This window comes from Bacillus sp. sid0103 (genome assembly GCF_019219025.1).
Map to the genome: position 1 here is coordinate 68,991 of NZ_JAHUWN010000024.1, position 15,262 is coordinate 84,252.

The 15,262-nt window shown below is 37.3% G+C and carries 17 protein-coding genes; 7 read left to right on the plus strand and 10 right to left on the minus strand.

Annotated elements, in window-relative coordinates; all coding sequences use genetic code 11:
• Positions 1-28: 28 nt before the first annotated feature.
• Entirely contained in the window at positions 29-232 is a 204-nt protein-coding gene (locus tag KW850_RS23360) for an alpha/beta-type small acid-soluble spore protein (protein ID WP_218350161.1), read from the minus strand.
• A 357-nt stretch (positions 233-589) separates the two neighbouring features.
• Between KW850_RS23360 and KW850_RS23365 the strand changes: the two genes are divergently transcribed.
• Positions 590-832, plus strand: coding sequence for a hypothetical protein (locus KW850_RS23365; RefSeq protein ID WP_218350162.1), 243 nt, complete (start codon positions 590-592; stop codon positions 830-832).
• 46 nt (positions 833-878) lie between these two features.
• On the opposite strand, the gene KW850_RS23370 is transcribed toward KW850_RS23365, so the two are convergent.
• From KW850_RS23370 to KW850_RS23405, 8 genes are all read right to left on the minus strand, one after another.
• Positions 879-1,979 (minus strand): ABC transporter ATP-binding protein, encoded by a 1,101-nt coding sequence (locus tag KW850_RS23370; protein WP_218350163.1) that lies wholly within the window; start codon positions 1,977-1,979, stop codon positions 879-881.
• 104 nt (positions 1,980-2,083) lie between these two features.
• The gene (locus tag KW850_RS23375) at positions 2,084-2,995 is read right to left on the minus strand and encodes a PucR family transcriptional regulator (protein ID WP_218350164.1); all 912 of its coding nucleotides are present in this window, start codon (positions 2,993-2,995) and stop codon (positions 2,084-2,086) included.
• Between the two features lie 128 nt (positions 2,996-3,123).
• A complete protein-coding gene (locus KW850_RS23380; protein ID WP_218350200.1) occupies positions 3,124-3,315 on the minus strand; it encodes a hypothetical protein in 192 nt (63 codons plus the stop codon).
• Between the two features lie 78 nt (positions 3,316-3,393).
• On the minus strand, positions 3,394-3,603 hold the full coding sequence (locus KW850_RS23385) for a YheE family protein (RefSeq protein ID WP_218350165.1): 210 nt from the start codon (positions 3,601-3,603) through the stop codon (positions 3,394-3,396).
• A gap of 74 nt (positions 3,604-3,677) precedes the next feature.
• Complete coding sequence (locus KW850_RS23390; protein WP_218350166.1) at positions 3,678-4,724, minus strand: YheC/YheD family endospore coat-associated protein; 1,047 nt, start codon at positions 4,722-4,724, stop codon at positions 3,678-3,680.
• Positions 4,721-6,085, minus strand: coding sequence for a YheC/YheD family endospore coat-associated protein (locus KW850_RS23395; RefSeq protein ID WP_218350167.1), 1,365 nt, complete (start codon positions 6,083-6,085; stop codon positions 4,721-4,723). Before KW850_RS23395 ends, KW850_RS23390 begins: the two co-directional genes overlap by 4 nt.
• Positions 6,063-7,166, minus strand: a complete 1,104-nt coding sequence (locus KW850_RS23400; protein WP_218350168.1) for a YheC/YheD family endospore coat-associated protein — start codon at positions 7,164-7,166, stop codon at positions 6,063-6,065. Before KW850_RS23400 ends, KW850_RS23395 begins: the two co-directional genes overlap by 23 nt.
• A gap of 1 nt (position 7,167) precedes the next feature.
• Entirely contained in the window at positions 7,168-8,547 is a 1,380-nt protein-coding gene (locus tag KW850_RS23405) for a YheC/YheD family endospore coat-associated protein (protein ID WP_218350169.1), read from the minus strand.
• Positions 8,548-9,005: 458 nt separating this feature from the next.
• Here KW850_RS23405 and KW850_RS23410 point away from each other — a divergent pair, with 458 nt between their 5' ends.
• The 3 genes from KW850_RS23410 to KW850_RS23420 all read left to right on the plus strand — a co-directional run bounded on the left by KW850_RS23410 (position 9,006) and on the right by KW850_RS23420 (position 11,382).
• The gene (locus KW850_RS23410) at positions 9,006-9,353 is read left to right on the plus strand and encodes a YlbF/YmcA family competence regulator (RefSeq protein ID WP_218350170.1); all 348 of its coding nucleotides are present in this window, start codon (positions 9,006-9,008) and stop codon (positions 9,351-9,353) included.
• A 183-nt stretch (positions 9,354-9,536) separates the two neighbouring features.
• Positions 9,537-10,406 (plus strand): Cof-type HAD-IIB family hydrolase, encoded by an 870-nt coding sequence (locus KW850_RS23415; RefSeq protein ID WP_218350171.1) that lies wholly within the window; start codon positions 9,537-9,539, stop codon positions 10,404-10,406.
• A 184-nt stretch (positions 10,407-10,590) separates the two neighbouring features.
• Complete coding sequence (locus tag KW850_RS23420) at positions 10,591-11,382, plus strand: enoyl-CoA hydratase (protein WP_218350172.1); 792 nt, start codon at positions 10,591-10,593, stop codon at positions 11,380-11,382.
• Positions 11,383-11,463: 81 nt separating this feature from the next.
• On the opposite strand, the gene KW850_RS23425 is transcribed toward KW850_RS23420, so the two are convergent.
• Positions 11,464-11,649 carry a YhzD family protein gene (locus KW850_RS23425; protein ID WP_218350173.1) on the minus strand — a complete coding sequence of 62 codons (186 nt, stop codon included), beginning with the start codon at positions 11,647-11,649 and terminating at the stop codon, positions 11,464-11,466.
• Positions 11,650-11,771: 122 nt separating this feature from the next.
• Here KW850_RS23425 and KW850_RS23430 point away from each other — a divergent pair, with 122 nt between their 5' ends.
• From KW850_RS23430 to KW850_RS23440, 3 genes are all read left to right on the plus strand, one after another.
• Positions 11,772-12,671, plus strand: coding sequence for an ABC transporter ATP-binding protein (locus KW850_RS23430; RefSeq protein WP_218350174.1), 900 nt, complete (start codon positions 11,772-11,774; stop codon positions 12,669-12,671).
• Positions 12,664-13,917 (plus strand): ABC transporter permease, encoded by a 1,254-nt coding sequence (locus KW850_RS23435; RefSeq protein WP_218350175.1) that lies wholly within the window; start codon positions 12,664-12,666, stop codon positions 13,915-13,917. Before KW850_RS23430 ends, KW850_RS23435 begins: the two co-directional genes overlap by 8 nt.
• An 87-nt stretch (positions 13,918-14,004) precedes the next feature.
• Positions 14,005-15,255 carry a metallophosphoesterase family protein gene (locus tag KW850_RS23440; RefSeq protein ID WP_256358405.1) on the plus strand — a complete coding sequence of 417 codons (1,251 nt, stop codon included), beginning with the start codon at positions 14,005-14,007 and terminating at the stop codon, positions 15,253-15,255.
• The last annotated feature ends 7 nt before the right edge of the window (positions 15,256-15,262 follow it).

Genomic DNA, 15,262 nt, shown 5'->3' on the forward strand with positions numbered 1-15,262 from the left:
TTTATTTGTAATTTACTTGGTTAAAATATTAGCGTTGGAATCCGCCAAGTTGAGACTCAGCCATTGCTACTAGACGTTTTGTAATTTCTCCACCAACAGATCCGTTGGCACGTGAAGTAGTGTCAGCACCAAGATTTACACCAAATTCTGAAGCAATTTCATACTTCATTTGACTAAGAGCTTGTTCGACGCCTGGTACTAGAAGTTGATTAGAGTTGTTGTTAGTTGCCATAGTTGAATAACACTCCTCTTAATAAATTTGGGGTCAGTATGGAGTTGAACCATAATGGAGATTAAACCATTGCCGCCTAGGCCTAACCCATATTATCAATATTACTTTTGATAAGTTTTTTACAAGGTGGAGATTCATTCATAAACCTTCGGTTTGGCTGGATGAGTCGGACTTGCACCGGCTATTTCCCCTTTTGGTTTCATCCATCGTGTTAAAGGTGTTGCTTGCTTTGTAATACTTATTATGATTAAAAAGGAAAGACTTATTCGAGGATTTATTTGGTAGTTTATTCCATTACATATGGGATGTAAGTTAACACAAACTAAGGTTATCAATTAATTAAAAAGGGTGAATAGAATGTCTGAATGCCCAGTATGTAATGGTTTCCGTGAAGCCTACTTATTATGTTCAACTTGCGGTGAGCCTATGATGGAAAGTGGTCGTCTGATGGATTTTTATGATGATTACAGTCCATATATGGAAATTGACTTAATGAAAATGGAAGATGGATATCCCGATACAAATTTAGGTCATAAGTGTCCGCATGTATATCGATGCCCTGCTTGTAATACTGAGGAGGTAGTTTTTATAAAAGAATAAGCCCCGCTCATGAAGAGGGGGCTTAGTTTATTCTTATTCATCGCTTTTATGGGCGGATTCTTGCTTCGGTTTCTTCATCAAAGAAATGTGCCTTATTCATATCAAAAGCAAGTTCTAAAGTATCGCCAGGATGAATATCACCACGAGAATCCACGCGTGCTACGAAATCTTGGCCGCCAATGCTAGAATAAATCATTAATTCTGCACCAGTTAACTCTGCAACATCCACTTGTGCCTTTATTTTTGATCCAGCTGATGCATCAATGAAAACAGGTTCATCATGAATATCTTCTGGACGAGTACCAAGGATAATTGATTTTCCAACATACCCTTGTTCGCGCAGATATTTCATTTTTCCTTCTGGAACAGCAAGGGTAGCATTTCCAATGACAAATTTTCCATCCTCAAGTTTTCCATTAAAGAAGTTCATTGCAGGAGATCCAATAAATCCACCAACAAAGACATTCTCAGGCTTTTCATAAACTTCTTTAGGAGAACCAACTTGTTGAATGATACCATCTTTCATAACAACTAGTCGTGTAGCCATTGTCATCGCTTCAGTTTGGTCATGTGTTACATAGATGGTAGTAGTATCTAAGCGGCGGTGAAGCTTAGCAATTTCCGCACGCATTTGAACACGAAGCTTAGCATCAAGGTTTGATAACGGTTCATCCATTAAGAATACTTTTGCATCACGTACAATCGCACGGCCTAATGCCACACGTTGACGTTGTCCACCTGAAAGTGCTTTAGGTTTACGAGTTAAGTAAGCTTCTAAACCAAGAATCTTTGCTGCGTCTTTTACGCGACGGTCAATTTCATCTTTAGGAAATTTGCGCAGTTTTAAGCCAAACGCCATGTTATCATATACAGTCATGTGTGGATAAAGAGCATAGTTTTGGAAAACCATGGCGATATCGCGATCTTTTGGTGCTACATCGTTCACTCTTTTCCCATCAATGTAGAAATCACCCTTAGAAATATCTTCAAGACCAGCAATCATTCGAAGTGTTGTAGATTTCCCGCACCCTGATGGTCCTACAAACACGATAAATTCTTTATCTTCAATATGTAAATTGAAGTCTTGAACAGCTGTTACCTTATTATCATAAATTTTATAAATATGATCTAATTTTAACTCTGCCATTGTAATTCCTCCCTTTATCTTGTTAGTAACAGTTTACAATTGGCAACAGAAAATAGGTATAGACAGACTGCACAAAGAATGAAAACGCTTTTTTGGGCACATTGTTACTTTTTCTGACTTTGTTCATAAAGAAGACAAGCTAAAAAGACTGTAAAGGCACCATAAAAATCCTTTAATTGGATTCCGGACTTGTCGATAAATTTATCAATCCGATATTGAAGTGTATTTCGGTGGATATACAATTTTTTTGCCGTCAAACTAGCATTTAAATTATTCTCAAGAAAAACTTTAATGGTCGAAAAAAAGTCGGGGTCATCATAAAAAACTTCAAATATTTCCTGATTCACCATTTGTTTTAAATCCGCCGGCAAATGATAAGCTACATAGGCAGGAAAGACCCGTTCAAATGTAAAGATATTCTTTAGGGTCACAAGATTCGTATTGCCGAAGGAAAAGTATTCTTTCTCCAGTAGATATTTAGAGCGAAGTTGATCGTTAAAAGGATTGAACTTTCCTAAATAAAAATAGATTTTGACATAAAAATCGCTTTCTAATGTTTCTGACATAGAAATCAATTCTTCTTCAGTGAGAGAGACCGTATTGTCCTCTTCAATAACAATCCCTCGACTTCTGTTTTCCCAAATGATGATGATTTCTTCAGTAAAGAAACCTTTTAAGGCCGACTCAATTTCTATTTGGTTTGTTTCATCTCCTTTAATTTGAAATTGAATGAAACGGAGCGTTGAATCAGTATGATAGGACGGCAGCGGCCCATCGTCTAATAAATACTCATCCCAACCCTTGGCTGCTGCATTTCTGGCCACAGATTGAATCTCAACTAATTGGTATATCGTTTGAAGGAGGGTTAATTCCTTTTCAGACAGCTCAGTTTTAGGAATGCCGAGCCATTCGTTTTCATGGTCGTTGGAAAATAAATACAATTGTTCTGAAGGCTTGTCAGGTTTAACGGGAAACAAAATAGCATTTTCATAAATAGACAATAATTTTCGTAACATCATTGGTTTCTCCATTTGGTTGGATTTTTTCATTAACTACAGTAAGTATACAGTAGTTAATGAAAGCTAAAAAATAATAATGGCCAGCCAAAGTTATTTTGGCTGGCCAGTTAAAATAGTAGTTGATATTATTCGCATTCATAAGGTGGTTGTTCTTCTTGAAAGTCACGGGCTTCTTCAATATTTGTTGAATCATGGCGGGAATGGACAGAACCACCAGACATACCTTCGTTAATCATTCGGTCAACATCCATAAACGCCTTATCTCTGCCTTCATAAGCAGAACCTAAATCCGTTACGTTCTCTTTTTCTTTGTTCATCACTATCATCCTTTCCCAATACTATATTTAGTTTGCGGATAAGGAACGTTTTCATACACCCATGATTATCATTTGAGATTATTCATAAACATGGTAAAGCATAAGCTCATGGATTTGACTTGATAATGCCTCGATTTCATCCTGTTCAGGCACATTCGCTGTCCATTCTATTTTCCCGGTTTGGTGATAAATCCCCGTAACTTTTTGTTTTTTATGATAAAAGGAAAAATTCCAGCCAGGAATGTTTTTGTTTTCAAATAATGGTTTGAATTGAAAGTGCATGATCATCGTGAATTCCCCCTTTTAATATTCTTACTTATAGCTTAACTTGTTTGGGGAAATATTTAAATATGAATTTTCTGTCAGTTTTCATAATCTGTTAGTTGGAGAAATAAGCTGCAAAGTTGCTCAATTTTTTTTGCTTCTATTACAATTTCGTCAAAACTCATTGGTTTTGAATTCACCTCGTAAATATAGTACTGACCCGTAATACTTACCCCAGCATCAATAGAAAATTCGCCGAAATAACCAAATCGATCAGATAAACTTTTCCCGATTTCAGGGACAATCGATTCAATAAAACGATCATGTTCCTTTGATTGCAAAAGTTCATAGGGCAGGAATCTACCGCCGGATGGAATATGAGTCGTAATTTCTTGGCCCTGTGATTGCCGAATTCCAATTCCTGTTACGATATAGCCACTGTCATTTGCATGGGCAAGGATTCGAAAATCGAAACGGCTGCCCTTATATTGAACTGATTTTACTTCCTCTTGTGCTAAGTATTTTTTTTCAAGTAGTTCCTTACCCCATTCTCCCCAGAAATGATCAAACGATTTATAAGTTTCTTGATGATCGATTCCGTCGAATTGTAGTGTGGAATCCCCAATTATTTTTAAGCGAAAAATCCCTTTTCCCTTTGAGGATTGAGCAGGTTTTAAATAAATGCTTTTATGCTTCGTTTGAAACTTGAACAAGTCCTTTTTACCATGGATGAGGATCGTCTGTGGAAGGAAAGTTTCTAAAAACGGGTGATTTTTAAGCACTTCATAGAGCTCATATTTATCGATAAAACACGGATTGAAAAAGGGGATATTCTTCTCCTTTAGTAAGGAAAGAAACTGTTGGCATTGGTCGCTTTGTTCTGACTTTCGAAAAGGAATTCGGTTATAAACAAGGTCTGGGTAGCGAAATTTTTCCTTAATCCAGTGATTTTGTTCAGGTAAAAAAGCATAGCCCGTAATATAGTCTGAATTTGCATCTTCAGGTGTAAAAACAAAGCTTATTCCATCTTGTGAAATAAGCTTCTTTTGTAAAGCCTTAAAAAGTAGGCCATTTCCGGCGATGGAACCATCTGCTTTTCTTGTTGTCATAATCCCAATCAGAGGCTTTGGATGATTGGTTTTCATTTGAATAACTCCTCTGGAGGTAATAAGGATTGCTCGGTAAGAAAGACCGCAAATGCAATGGATAATTTTCGGGTTAGCAAATCAAATTCCTTTAATTCCGGATGAGTAAAGATAGTTCTTCCAGGTTTGGAATTTGCTTCGAAGAGCCAAACTTCCCCATTTCGATCGATCCCTAAATCAAAACCAATCTCACCAATAATGCCTTCTACATGTCGATCCAAGGCGCTGCTTAAAAGCAGTGCGGCACTGGAGAGTCTCTCTTTACTATGAATACATTCTTCACTGGAGAAAACCTCTTCGATTGTCTTGATATCTCCACCGCTTCTTGTATGGGTGGTCACACTGCCGGGTCCTGCAATTTTCGCTGCAATAGCAGATACATGCCAATTCCCCATATCATCTTTATTGGTGTGGACCCTAAAATCAATGGATCGAGCTTCGCTTCGTAGTAAATTTATGCCCTGCTGTACCAACATGTTTTCAAGGGATTGATTAGCAAAGACGGTCCCCATCAAGCGTTCTAGACTTGAAAATTTCCTCAGCCGATTTGCACCATTCTGATCTTGGTAACGACAGAAATAATCGTCACTGTGTTTGTCGTAAATAATTTGGTGAACACCTAAACCGAGACTGCCATTTTTCGGTTTGATAAAGACATGACCATAATGGAATAGCATTATTTCGATAGAAGAGAAGGAAGTAAATGGTAATGTTTCTGGGAGAAAATGAGCAACGGTTTCGTCCTGAATAAGCCTTTCATGAATATCAAGTTTATTGAAAAATCCAGGATTATACCATGGAATAAGATACTCTTTTTGCAATCGTTCTCTAACCTTAATTAATCTTGGATTATTTTCACATCTTCGATTGGGAAGCCGATCATAAATTACATTAGGAAAGGGAATGTTAACTGTCTTCCAACCATTATTATGGTAAAAGTATCCCTCAATGGTTTCTAGGTCCCAATCAATATGCTGTTCTCCGAATACAAAGGGTAATGCACCGACCGTTTTATTGACAGATAGGAGTTTTGAAAAGAACTGTGTTCGATCACCAATAGGTTCTAATGGTAAGGAAGTAAATCCTGCTGTAAAAATCCCTACTAGTGGACCAATAATTAGTGTTTGGTTATTGAAAAAAACATGGAGTGGAACGTTGAAACTAGGAAATTGGAGTGCATGTTGAATTTCACGGCTAATGGATATCCGATCATTATGATCTGGATGTGGGATAAAATCAACTTCTAAAGATCTTGAACCAAAGGCAATCCGTGTTACTTCTTTTTCTTGTAAAATTGCCGAAGGACAGAATACCACTAATTGATCATTTTGAGCAACTTCAATGAGATAATGTTTTCTCATAATAGCTCTTCCTTTCTTTTAACTCACACTTACTTAGGTGTTTCGCATAAAGCAGCGGGGCAAGGTTTAATATCCTCTTTATGTCTGGCTGAGTATGAAGGATGACCTTTCGACCCGGCTTCGAATTGATATCCAAAATCCAAATTGACCCATTTTTCGCTATACCAATATCGATACCAATCTCAAATAAGGGTAAAAAAGCATTTTCAAGAATAGGAGGAAGATTGGAGAGAATATATTCTAATTCCTGATTTAAATACTCCTTCATAGAGGGTAGTAAAGAGGATGACCAATCAGAGTAAGGAAGAATGGAACCTCCTGCACTTAAGTTGGAGAGGATTCCCCCTGTACTCCCGGTACGGATACCTCTGCCCATTTCTCCCCAATCTCCATCCATTTTTTTCTGTAAGAGGATCCGAAGGTCAAATGGCTGCAATGTATCATTGGATAATTCCAAATACGGTTGCATCAGGTATGGACGCTTGATGATAAGAGGTTGTAACCATTTAATCAGTTTTGTTTCATTCGGGAAAATCCGTGAGATAATATTTTTGTGTTTCTCCGTTTTAACATGAAAGGACTTTTTGTTTTTCTTCAAATAATAAATGCCATTGCCCTGCGAGCCATTAATTGGCTTTAAAATAATTCGTTTCTCGGCTGTTAATTCATTTAACACGATGGCAGGATCACAAGCCGCTTGCGTCATCGGTAAGTAAGCTGATAAAACTGTGCTTTTTAAAACTTCATAGAGTTCTAGTTTATTAGGCAAGCCATACCCTAAAAAGGTTATATCGGGTCTGGCCTTTAGCCAAGATACAATTGGAATACACTGCTTTGAGTGGTCATCATCGCCATAAAAACAACGATCATAAACAATTGCTGGAATGGGAAATTCATTGTCAACCCAGGATTTTGTTTGTGAAATGAATTTTTTCCCTTTTACTTTTAGTGTAAGTGGATTGATGTTAGTGGGGATGAAGCGATAGCATTCAACCCCGCAGGATTCAGCAAGGCTAGCGATGTCGTTTAGATAGGACTGCTCACTTTCCATGCTGACTGTCATTAGTCCAAAGGCAATCAATTTACTGCTCCTCCTTTACAATGGTCGAATTAAATGCAAGCAATGTACAAAATTGAATGAGCGCCTTTGCTGATGGTCTTATTTTTCCTAATCCATCCTCAAAGTTTTTCGAAGGTTTCGAGTTTACTTCAATAATCCACAGCTTTCCCTCTTGATCTACACCAATGTCGATGCCAAGTTCACCTGTTATCCCTGTTGAAGAATTACTAATGATAGAAGCTGTTTCAACAGCTAATTCCTTCATAAGAGCAAGGATCTGTAATGATCTTTTAGGTCCTAGACTTGTTTTTAAAACATCCAACGGCCTAATCATTCTTCCTCCTCTTGCGATGTTGGAAACAAACTCATCTTTTGCTGCGATCCTTGCTACAATAGAGGTAACTTGCCAATGGTTGTTCAGATTTTTGTGACAAAGTGCCCTAAAGTCCATGGAACATGATTCATACCTAAATAATTCCACCCCTTGTTGAATGATATAAAATCGATTTTGAAGATAAGGCTCAAGTAGGTAATGTAATTCGTCTATGATGAATTTATTGCTAGAGTTGTTGTTAAGTGATGGAATCGAGGATTGTAAGGTGTAGTGGCTTTCATCTTCTTTTATCAATTTGACAATATTCCTGCCTTGACTGCCATGAACAGGCTTAATAAAAATCGTTTCATATTCTTGGGCAAGTTCATATAGGTGCTCCTTTGTATAGATTTTTGTTTTTGGTATATAGGGATAGAGGTGCTTTTCTTGAAATATTTGATTATATACTTCCCATTTTGACAGGAATCGTTCATTAAACAAAGGAATCTGCAAGGTTTCTATTCTTTCGCGAAAGTGCTTAAACTGTACAGATTTTTCAAGTTTGCGAGAATGAATCCGGTTGTATATCACATCCGGGATTGGATGCTCAAACGAAGTCCATTTGCCATTTAAAAGGTAATAGCCTTGATTTAAAAATTCATCGTATGAAAAAACATAAAAAAAGCCACCATTCTCAGTAATACCTTGATGAAGTTCCTCACAAAAAGCATGAATAGAACGAAAGTGTGGCTCCTCCTGTTTTATAGAAGGGAAATCAGTTAATAGTCCAATCAAAGGTCCAAGTTCAAGTGTAAGAACATCAGGCCGATAGATAGCCTGAAATTTAAAACCTTGGACGGGCATGCAAAAAATATTCAGAATATTTTCAGGAATAAGCATCATATTGTTTTGGTCCAGGTCTACAATTTGGACGGTTGTTGGGATCGACTTCTTTCCTAATTTTAAATTCAAATGATATTTTTTTAATCCTAAACAAGTAAACAAATGTGTAGACATTTGCACAAGGCTGTCATTCTTTTTCTTAGGTTTTCTTGCTTCGATGATCACCTGAGTTAATGGAAAAGACATAAGCATTCCTCAATTTCTATCCTTGATTGGGGAAATTAAAAATTATATTTTTGAAACGGTAATAGTTCTCTGAATCCAGCTCCAAACTGCTAGTGGACTTCGCCCTCCGCCCTACGATAAGTCAACATCGAATCGCTCCGCTCTCCGTGTTGTCTAGCTCCAGCGCCTAGGGGCTCGGACTCATAAGCCAATCCGTCATGAAGGTTAAACAACAACCTTCACGCCGGCTCGTCTTATGCCTGTCGCCCCTGAGCAAGGCGCTTGCGCTTTTCGATTTTCCTTTATCTCAGTTGGAGTGCTCCAGTCCAGACGCAGCTAAACGGGCGCTTGCGCTTTTTAAATATAGGCATTAGTTGATATAGTAATGTATGTAAAATGGATCTAGATGGTGATTTTAACATTCTCGCATTTTGGTGAATAGTTTGTTATAGTTGATTAATAAAAAGGAGTGGATTTCAATGGCCGTTAATTTATATGATTCTGCCTATGCGTTAGAAACAGCCATTCGTCAAAGTGATGAATATTTACAACTACAACAAGCGTACAAAGAAGTAAATACTGATCCCGCAGCAAAACAAATGTTTGATAAGTTCCGTCAAATCCAAATGGACCTGCAACAGAAACAAATGATGGGGCAGGATATATCTGAACAAGAGATCCAACAAGTACAGTCAACTGTAGGACTCGTTCAGCAAAATGAAAAAATTGCTAGGCTAATGCAAGCCGAACAACGGATGAGCATGGTTATTGGAGAGCTAAACAAAGTTATTATGAAACCACTAGAAGATTTATACGGACAAATATAAACTGATACAGGAGGCCTTCGGAATAATAATCCGAAGGCTTTTTTTTACGAATGCCATGATTTAGCGAGATTGATGGGTTTCACATTACCAGTAAAGTATGCACTGCTTTTTTCGTTCTATAAATGCCTAAAAAATCATAAAAGTGTTATAAAGGCTATTTCACCAAGAACAGGGGGCAACGTAATGATTTATCGCTTGCTTGCGTTAAATATTGATGGCACGCTTCTACAAACAAACGGAAAAATCCATAAATCAACTAAAGAGGCTATTGAATATGTTCAGGATAAAGGAATTTATGTCACGCTTGTAACATCGCGGAGCTTTCCTTCCGCTAGAAAAGTTGCAAAGGCATTAAAAATAAAATCACCTCTCATTACCCATCAAGGTGCATTTATTGCAAGTTCTGAGGACAAACCAATTTATGTGAAAAGGATAAATGAGCAAATTACCTACGATATAGTAAGTTTCTTAGAGGGGCTTCCATGTCAAATTAGGCTTGTTCATGAACAATATTCATTAGCAAATAAATTAAAACTGAATAATAATTTGTTAGCTAAAACGATTTATACATCAGGAGACCCGGTTTTCTATTCACAGCAATTTGTGTCGTCATTAACTGAATATTTACATGATCAGCCAGTGAGCCCTCCAAAGATAGAAGTTTATTTTGAAGAAGAAAGTGATCTTCAAGATGCGAAAAAGGCATTGAGGGAAATGTATACAGAGATTGATTTAATCGAGCTGGACTCTTTAAGATTGGATATTGTGCCAGCGGGGGTTTCAAAGTTATCGGGATTATCCTACCTTGCGAGCCAATTGGGAATTCAAAGAAAAGAAATAGTCTATATCGGTGATGGCATGGACGATATTCCCTTGCTTGAGGCAGTTGGTTTAGGGGTATCAATGTGGAATGCTGATTTTAACGTAAAGAAAGCATCAGATTGGGTGACACGGTCACAGAATGAACAAGGTGTTGCCTATATGGTGAAGGAACACTTTAGAAAGCAGCAACCAATTGAGTTTTTAAGAAAGATGAACATAATCAAAAAATAAACTAAAATGATATCAGCGGCGATTTGTCGTTGATATCTTTTTTTATACAAACACCTTTTACCTACCCTATTAGAATATTTTCTAAAAACGTAGGAAAATTCGCTATTTTTAAAAAACTTTTATATATTTATCCTCTCAATTCCATATATAATGGAATTGATTAAAATGGATGGGAGGGTTTCAAGTGTCAATAAATTTTATAACGGATAAGGTGAATGTGAAAGTTGATGGACGAGTGGCAACAATAGAAATGAACCGACCTGAGTCGTTGAATGCACTGGATTCAGAGATGATCAAGGGGCTTGTCTGTAAACTAAAGGAAATTAGCGAATCGGATGAAATCGATATTGTCGTTATTACGGGAAAAGGAAAAGCTTTTTCTGCAGGCGGCGATATTAAGACCATGCTTTCAAGCATGAACGAACAGGATTTCTATCCAGTTATGGATAGCATAAGCGAACTAATTATTACTCTTTATAGCATGCCAAAACTTACGATTAGTGCTGTTTCAGGTGCAGCGGCTGGCTTAGGCTTCAGCCTTGCGCTGGCAACGGACCACATCATTTCTGAAAAAACAAGTAAGCTGGCGATGAACTTTATTGGTATTGGGTTAATTCCTGATGGTGGAGCTCATTTCTTTTTAGAAAAGAAATTAGGTGAGAATAAAGCGAAACAGTTGATTTGGAATGGAAAAATGATGGATGCAGATGAGGCGTTTGAGTTAGGGCTTATTGAGGAGATAGCACCAGGCAGGCTACAGGAGACATTAGATGCTAGAATCGCAGATTGGTTAAGCCGGCCCGTTCAGGCAATGATTAAAACGAAAAAGATACTAGCTGATATGAATCGTCCATATTTGCTAAAAATCTTAGAATTAGAAAAACACTCTCAACAAAAAATGAGAGAAACCATTGACCACCAAGAAGGAATTAGAGCATTTATCGAAAAAAGACAGCCAAGATTTATAGGCAAATAAACAAAGAAGCCCATGGCTTCTTTGTTTATTTTGGAAAACCTCAAGCAATTTCACTGTTGCATGGTGCTTCCATTTTTTCTATTAAGAATGAAAGAGTAAGAGCTTACCGCTTGGTGATGTACATCGATGTGTACGTTCTAATAGTTGCTTTTCTGCTAATAGTTTTTCACCTAATTCTTTTGCCGCCTCATCATGTTCCGCCTGGAAGGATTCGTCTAAAATTTTTTCTCCATTCGTTTCGAATACTGTTAATTTATACGTTTTCATTTCAGCAGCTCCTTAATAGAATCTTGATACTTTTTATTTTCACATAATTTTTAAAATTGCGCAAAAGAAAATAAGACCCATAATATGGTATATTATTAATAGGTTGGAGAGGAGTGTGTGAAATGGTTCTAAAACTTGAACATGTGACGAAACGGTTCGGAAATTTTGCTGCCGTTGATAACTTATCTTTAGTGATTCCTGAAAAAGAAATGTTTGGCTTTTTAGGGGCTAATGGTGCAGGGAAAACAACGACTTTTCGAATGATTTTAGGGTTACTCGATACAACCGCTGGAAAGATCACTTGGGACGGGAAACCCATCGATTATTCCGCTAGTCATTTGGTCGGATATCTTCCTGAAGAAAGAGGGTTGTATCCGAAGTTAAAAGTCCGTGACCAAATCGTCTATTTAGCCAGGTTAAGAGGGATGCAAAAGTCTGAAGCACTTATAGAATTAAAACGCTGGCTTGAACGCTTTAAAATTCCCGAGTATGAGAATAAAAAAGTCGAAGAGCTTTCGAAGGGCAACCAACAAAAAATCCAATTCATTGCCGCTGTCGTACATAAACCCAAATTACTAATCCTCGATGAGCCCTTTAGCGGTCTTGACCCAGTTAATGTAGAAATGCTAAAGGAAGCGGTATTAGCCTTAAAAGAGGATGGTGCGACCATCGTGTTTTCAAGCCATCGGATGGAGCATGTGGAGGAAATGTGTGAGCATCTTTGTATATTGCACAAAGGGAAGCCGGTCGTACATGGGTCATTAAAAGAGATCAAGCGGTCCTTTGGGAAAAAGAATCTCGTTGTCCATGCCGACTTTCCGTTAGATTTCTTAAAAAATTATCCTGGAGTGGTAAGGTCAAAACCAACGATGGAAGGAATTCATCTGCAAATTGAAGGAGAGTATCTATCTGAAAAGATCCTTAAGGAAATTGTCGACAAGGGATTTATTCGGAAATTTGCCCTTGAGGAACCTTCTCTAAACGATATTTTTATTGAAAAAGTAGGTGATTCTTATGAATAGTTTTTGGATTATTTTGTTCCACACCTATCTAAACAAATTAAAAACAAAATCCTTCATCATCACCACTCTTTTAACAGTCGTAATTGTCCTAGCCTTAACTAACTTAACTAATATTATTGCAATCTTTGATAAAAATGATGGAAAAGAAAATGTGGCTATATTGGATGAAACAGGTCAACTATTTGAGCCATATAAAAAACAAGTTAGTACCATTAATAAAGATATTAAATTAACTCTTTTCAAAGGTAGTGAAGCAGAAGCTGAAAAAGCAGTAGAAAAGGGAACTTACTCAGGAATTGTTATGTTAAGATTAAATGATGAAGAACTTCCATTTGCCATATATAAAGCAAAGAGTATCGCGGATTCTTCTTTATATACTGATCTTCAAACGAGTCTTCAGCAATTAAAAACAATGCTGGCTGCTTCCCAGATTCATTTGACACCTGTTCAACTTGCAAAGCTTTATGAACCTGTGTCTTTTACGAAAGTCGCTCTTGAAAAGAATGCCAAAACGGAAGAGGAACTGAATCAGGCGCGGGGTCTTGTCTATGTCTTGCTGTTCATTATTTATTTTTCCGTTATTATGTATGCCAATATGATTGCGATGGAGGTAGCAACAGAAAAGTCCTCCAGGGTCATGGAAATCTTAATCTCAAGTGTCTCTCCCATTAAACAAATGTTTGCGAAAATTATTGGAATAGGTTTATTAAGTCTAACACAGCTCGCTGTATTTCTGGCTGTAGGCTATTTTTCATTTAAACAAAATATGGAATCTTTAAAAGAAGGATTTTTCGGTGTCTATGGTTTTGGTGATATTCCTCTAGCAACGATTATATATGCGGTTATTTTCTTCATTCTTGGTTATTTCCTTTATGCTACACTTGCCGCATTCCTCGGGTCCCTTGTCAGTAGAATCGAAGATGTTCAACAAATGATTACGCCCATGACATTATTGGTCGTAGCTGGTTTTATGATTGCGATGTTTGGCTTAGGGAAGCCCGATGCTTCGTTCATAACGGTGACATCTTTTATCCCGTTCTTTACACCTATGATCATGTTTCTTAGAGTAGGAATGTTAACCATTCCGGCCTGGGAGGTGCTTATAGGTATTGCTGTCTTGGTTTTGACCATTGTATTCTTAGCTATATTTGGTGCACGCGTTTATCGTGGCGGTGTATTAATGTATGGTCAATCAAACTCCTTTAAGGATATAAAAAAAGCATTACAAATAACAAAGAATGAATAATAAAAAGAGCATTTACCGGCTGGTAAATGTTCTTTTTTTCAATAAACTGCTTATAAGAACGTGCATTCGTATTTCGGTGGTGCTACAATGAAGAAAAGGTATGGAAAGGAATGTTTTATGAAAAAGATATCATTTATTCATGCAGCAGACCTGCATTTGGACAGCCCAATGGTGGGATTAAAGAACTTGCCGCCGAACATCTTTTCTCGCTTAAAAGAAAGTACCTTCACGGCATTAAAAAAGATAACAGAGGCAGCAATTGATCATCAGGTTGACTTTATCATTCTAGCAGGTGATTTATTTGATGGCGAGGATCGAAGCCTGCGGGCACAATCTCGATTTCGGACAGAGATGCTTAAACTCGCGCAAGAAGACATACCTGTTTATGTCGTCCACGGGAATCATGATCACTTAAATGGTTCATGGGTGAACCTAGACATGCCATCAAATGTACATGTGTTTACTAGTAAAGTCGAAACCAAAGTTTTACATACAAAAAGTGGTGAGGTCATCCATCTTTATGGTTTCAGTTACCCGACACGGCATGTCTTTGATCGAAAAATAGACGAATATAAGAAAAAGGATGGAGCCGACTTTCATATTGGAATCCTTCATGGAAATGAAAGTGCAGGGGTTGATCATGATAATTATGCTCCTTTTTCTGTTAGTGAATTACATCAAAAAGATTTTGATTATTGGGCTTTAGGACATATTCATAAGAGGGCTGTTCTATCTGAAACGCCGCCTATCATCTATCCAGGCAATATTCAAGGAAGGAATAAAAAAGAGACGGGTGTGAAAGGTATTTATCATGTCACATTAACTGAATTAGATAAGAAAATGATCTTTTTAGAAACGGCCGATATTATTTGGGAAGAAACAATAGTTGACGCGGCTTTTGCAAAAAACTTCCTTGAGGTTTTCCAATTATGCCAAACAACCATCAATCGAGTCCGGAAGGAAGAAAAAGGAACATTATTGTCAATTTCCTTGAAAAACATTCATTTAGAGGATGAGCGTGAACTAAAAAGTATAAAGAGCGAACTGTTAGAGCTTCTTTTAGAAGATGAAAAAGAAGAGGAATCATTCGTTTGGGTTGTTAACTTAACTATTACAGAAGGTCAGCACATAGATAAGGTGCAGTTAAAAAGTGATACAAACTTTTATGTTGAACTATTTGAAACAATTGACCATTATGACGAGGTTGAGGTAGCATTGGCACACTTATACGAACATCAATTAGGGAGAAAATATCTTACTCATTTGTCAACTGAAGAGAAAAAAGAGCTAGTCAATAAGGCAGAGAAGTTGCTGATCGAATTACTTTATCAATCTTAGAGAAAGG

What these genes read in the sequence shown, in the direction of transcription:
- KW850_RS23360 (WP_218350161.1), bottom strand. Translation starts at nt 232, where the DNA reads ATGGCAACTAACAACAACTCTAATCAACTTCTAGTACCAGGCGTCGAA.
- KW850_RS23365 (WP_218350162.1), top strand. Translation starts at nt 590, where the DNA reads ATGTCTGAATGCCCAGTATGTAATGGTTTCCGTGAAGCCTACTTATTA.
- KW850_RS23370 (WP_218350163.1), bottom strand. Translation starts at nt 1,979, where the DNA reads ATGGCAGAGTTAAAATTAGATCATATTTATAAAATTTATGATAATAAG.
- KW850_RS23375 (WP_218350164.1), bottom strand. Translation starts at nt 2,995, where the DNA reads ATGTTACGAAAATTATTGTCTATTTATGAAAATGCTATTTTGTTTCCC.
- KW850_RS23380 (WP_218350200.1), bottom strand. Translation starts at nt 3,315, where the DNA reads ATGAACAAAGAAAAAGAGAACGTAACGGATTTAGGTTCTGCTTATGAA.
- KW850_RS23385 (WP_218350165.1), bottom strand. Translation starts at nt 3,603, where the DNA reads ATGATCATGCACTTTCAATTCAAACCATTATTTGAAAACAAAAACATT.
- KW850_RS23390 (WP_218350166.1), bottom strand. Translation starts at nt 4,724, where the DNA reads ATGAAAACCAATCATCCAAAGCCTCTGATTGGGATTATGACAACAAGA.
- KW850_RS23395 (WP_218350167.1), bottom strand. Translation starts at nt 6,085, where the DNA reads ATGAGAAAACATTATCTCATTGAAGTTGCTCAAAATGATCAATTAGTG.
- KW850_RS23405 (WP_218350169.1), bottom strand. Translation starts at nt 8,547, where the DNA reads ATGTCTTTTCCATTAACTCAGGTGATCATCGAAGCAAGAAAACCTAAG.
- KW850_RS23410 (WP_218350170.1), top strand. Translation starts at nt 9,006, where the DNA reads ATGGCCGTTAATTTATATGATTCTGCCTATGCGTTAGAAACAGCCATT.
- KW850_RS23415 (WP_218350171.1), top strand. Translation starts at nt 9,537, where the DNA reads ATGATTTATCGCTTGCTTGCGTTAAATATTGATGGCACGCTTCTACAA.
- KW850_RS23425 (WP_218350173.1), bottom strand. Translation starts at nt 11,649, where the DNA reads ATGAAAACGTATAAATTAACAGTATTCGAAACGAATGGAGAAAAAATT.
- KW850_RS23430 (WP_218350174.1), top strand. Translation starts at nt 11,772, where the DNA reads ATGGTTCTAAAACTTGAACATGTGACGAAACGGTTCGGAAATTTTGCT.
- KW850_RS23435 (WP_218350175.1), top strand. Translation starts at nt 12,664, where the DNA reads ATGAATAGTTTTTGGATTATTTTGTTCCACACCTATCTAAACAAATTA.
- KW850_RS23440 (WP_256358405.1), top strand. Translation starts at nt 14,005, where the DNA reads ATGAAGAAAAGGTATGGAAAGGAATGTTTTATGAAAAAGATATCATTT.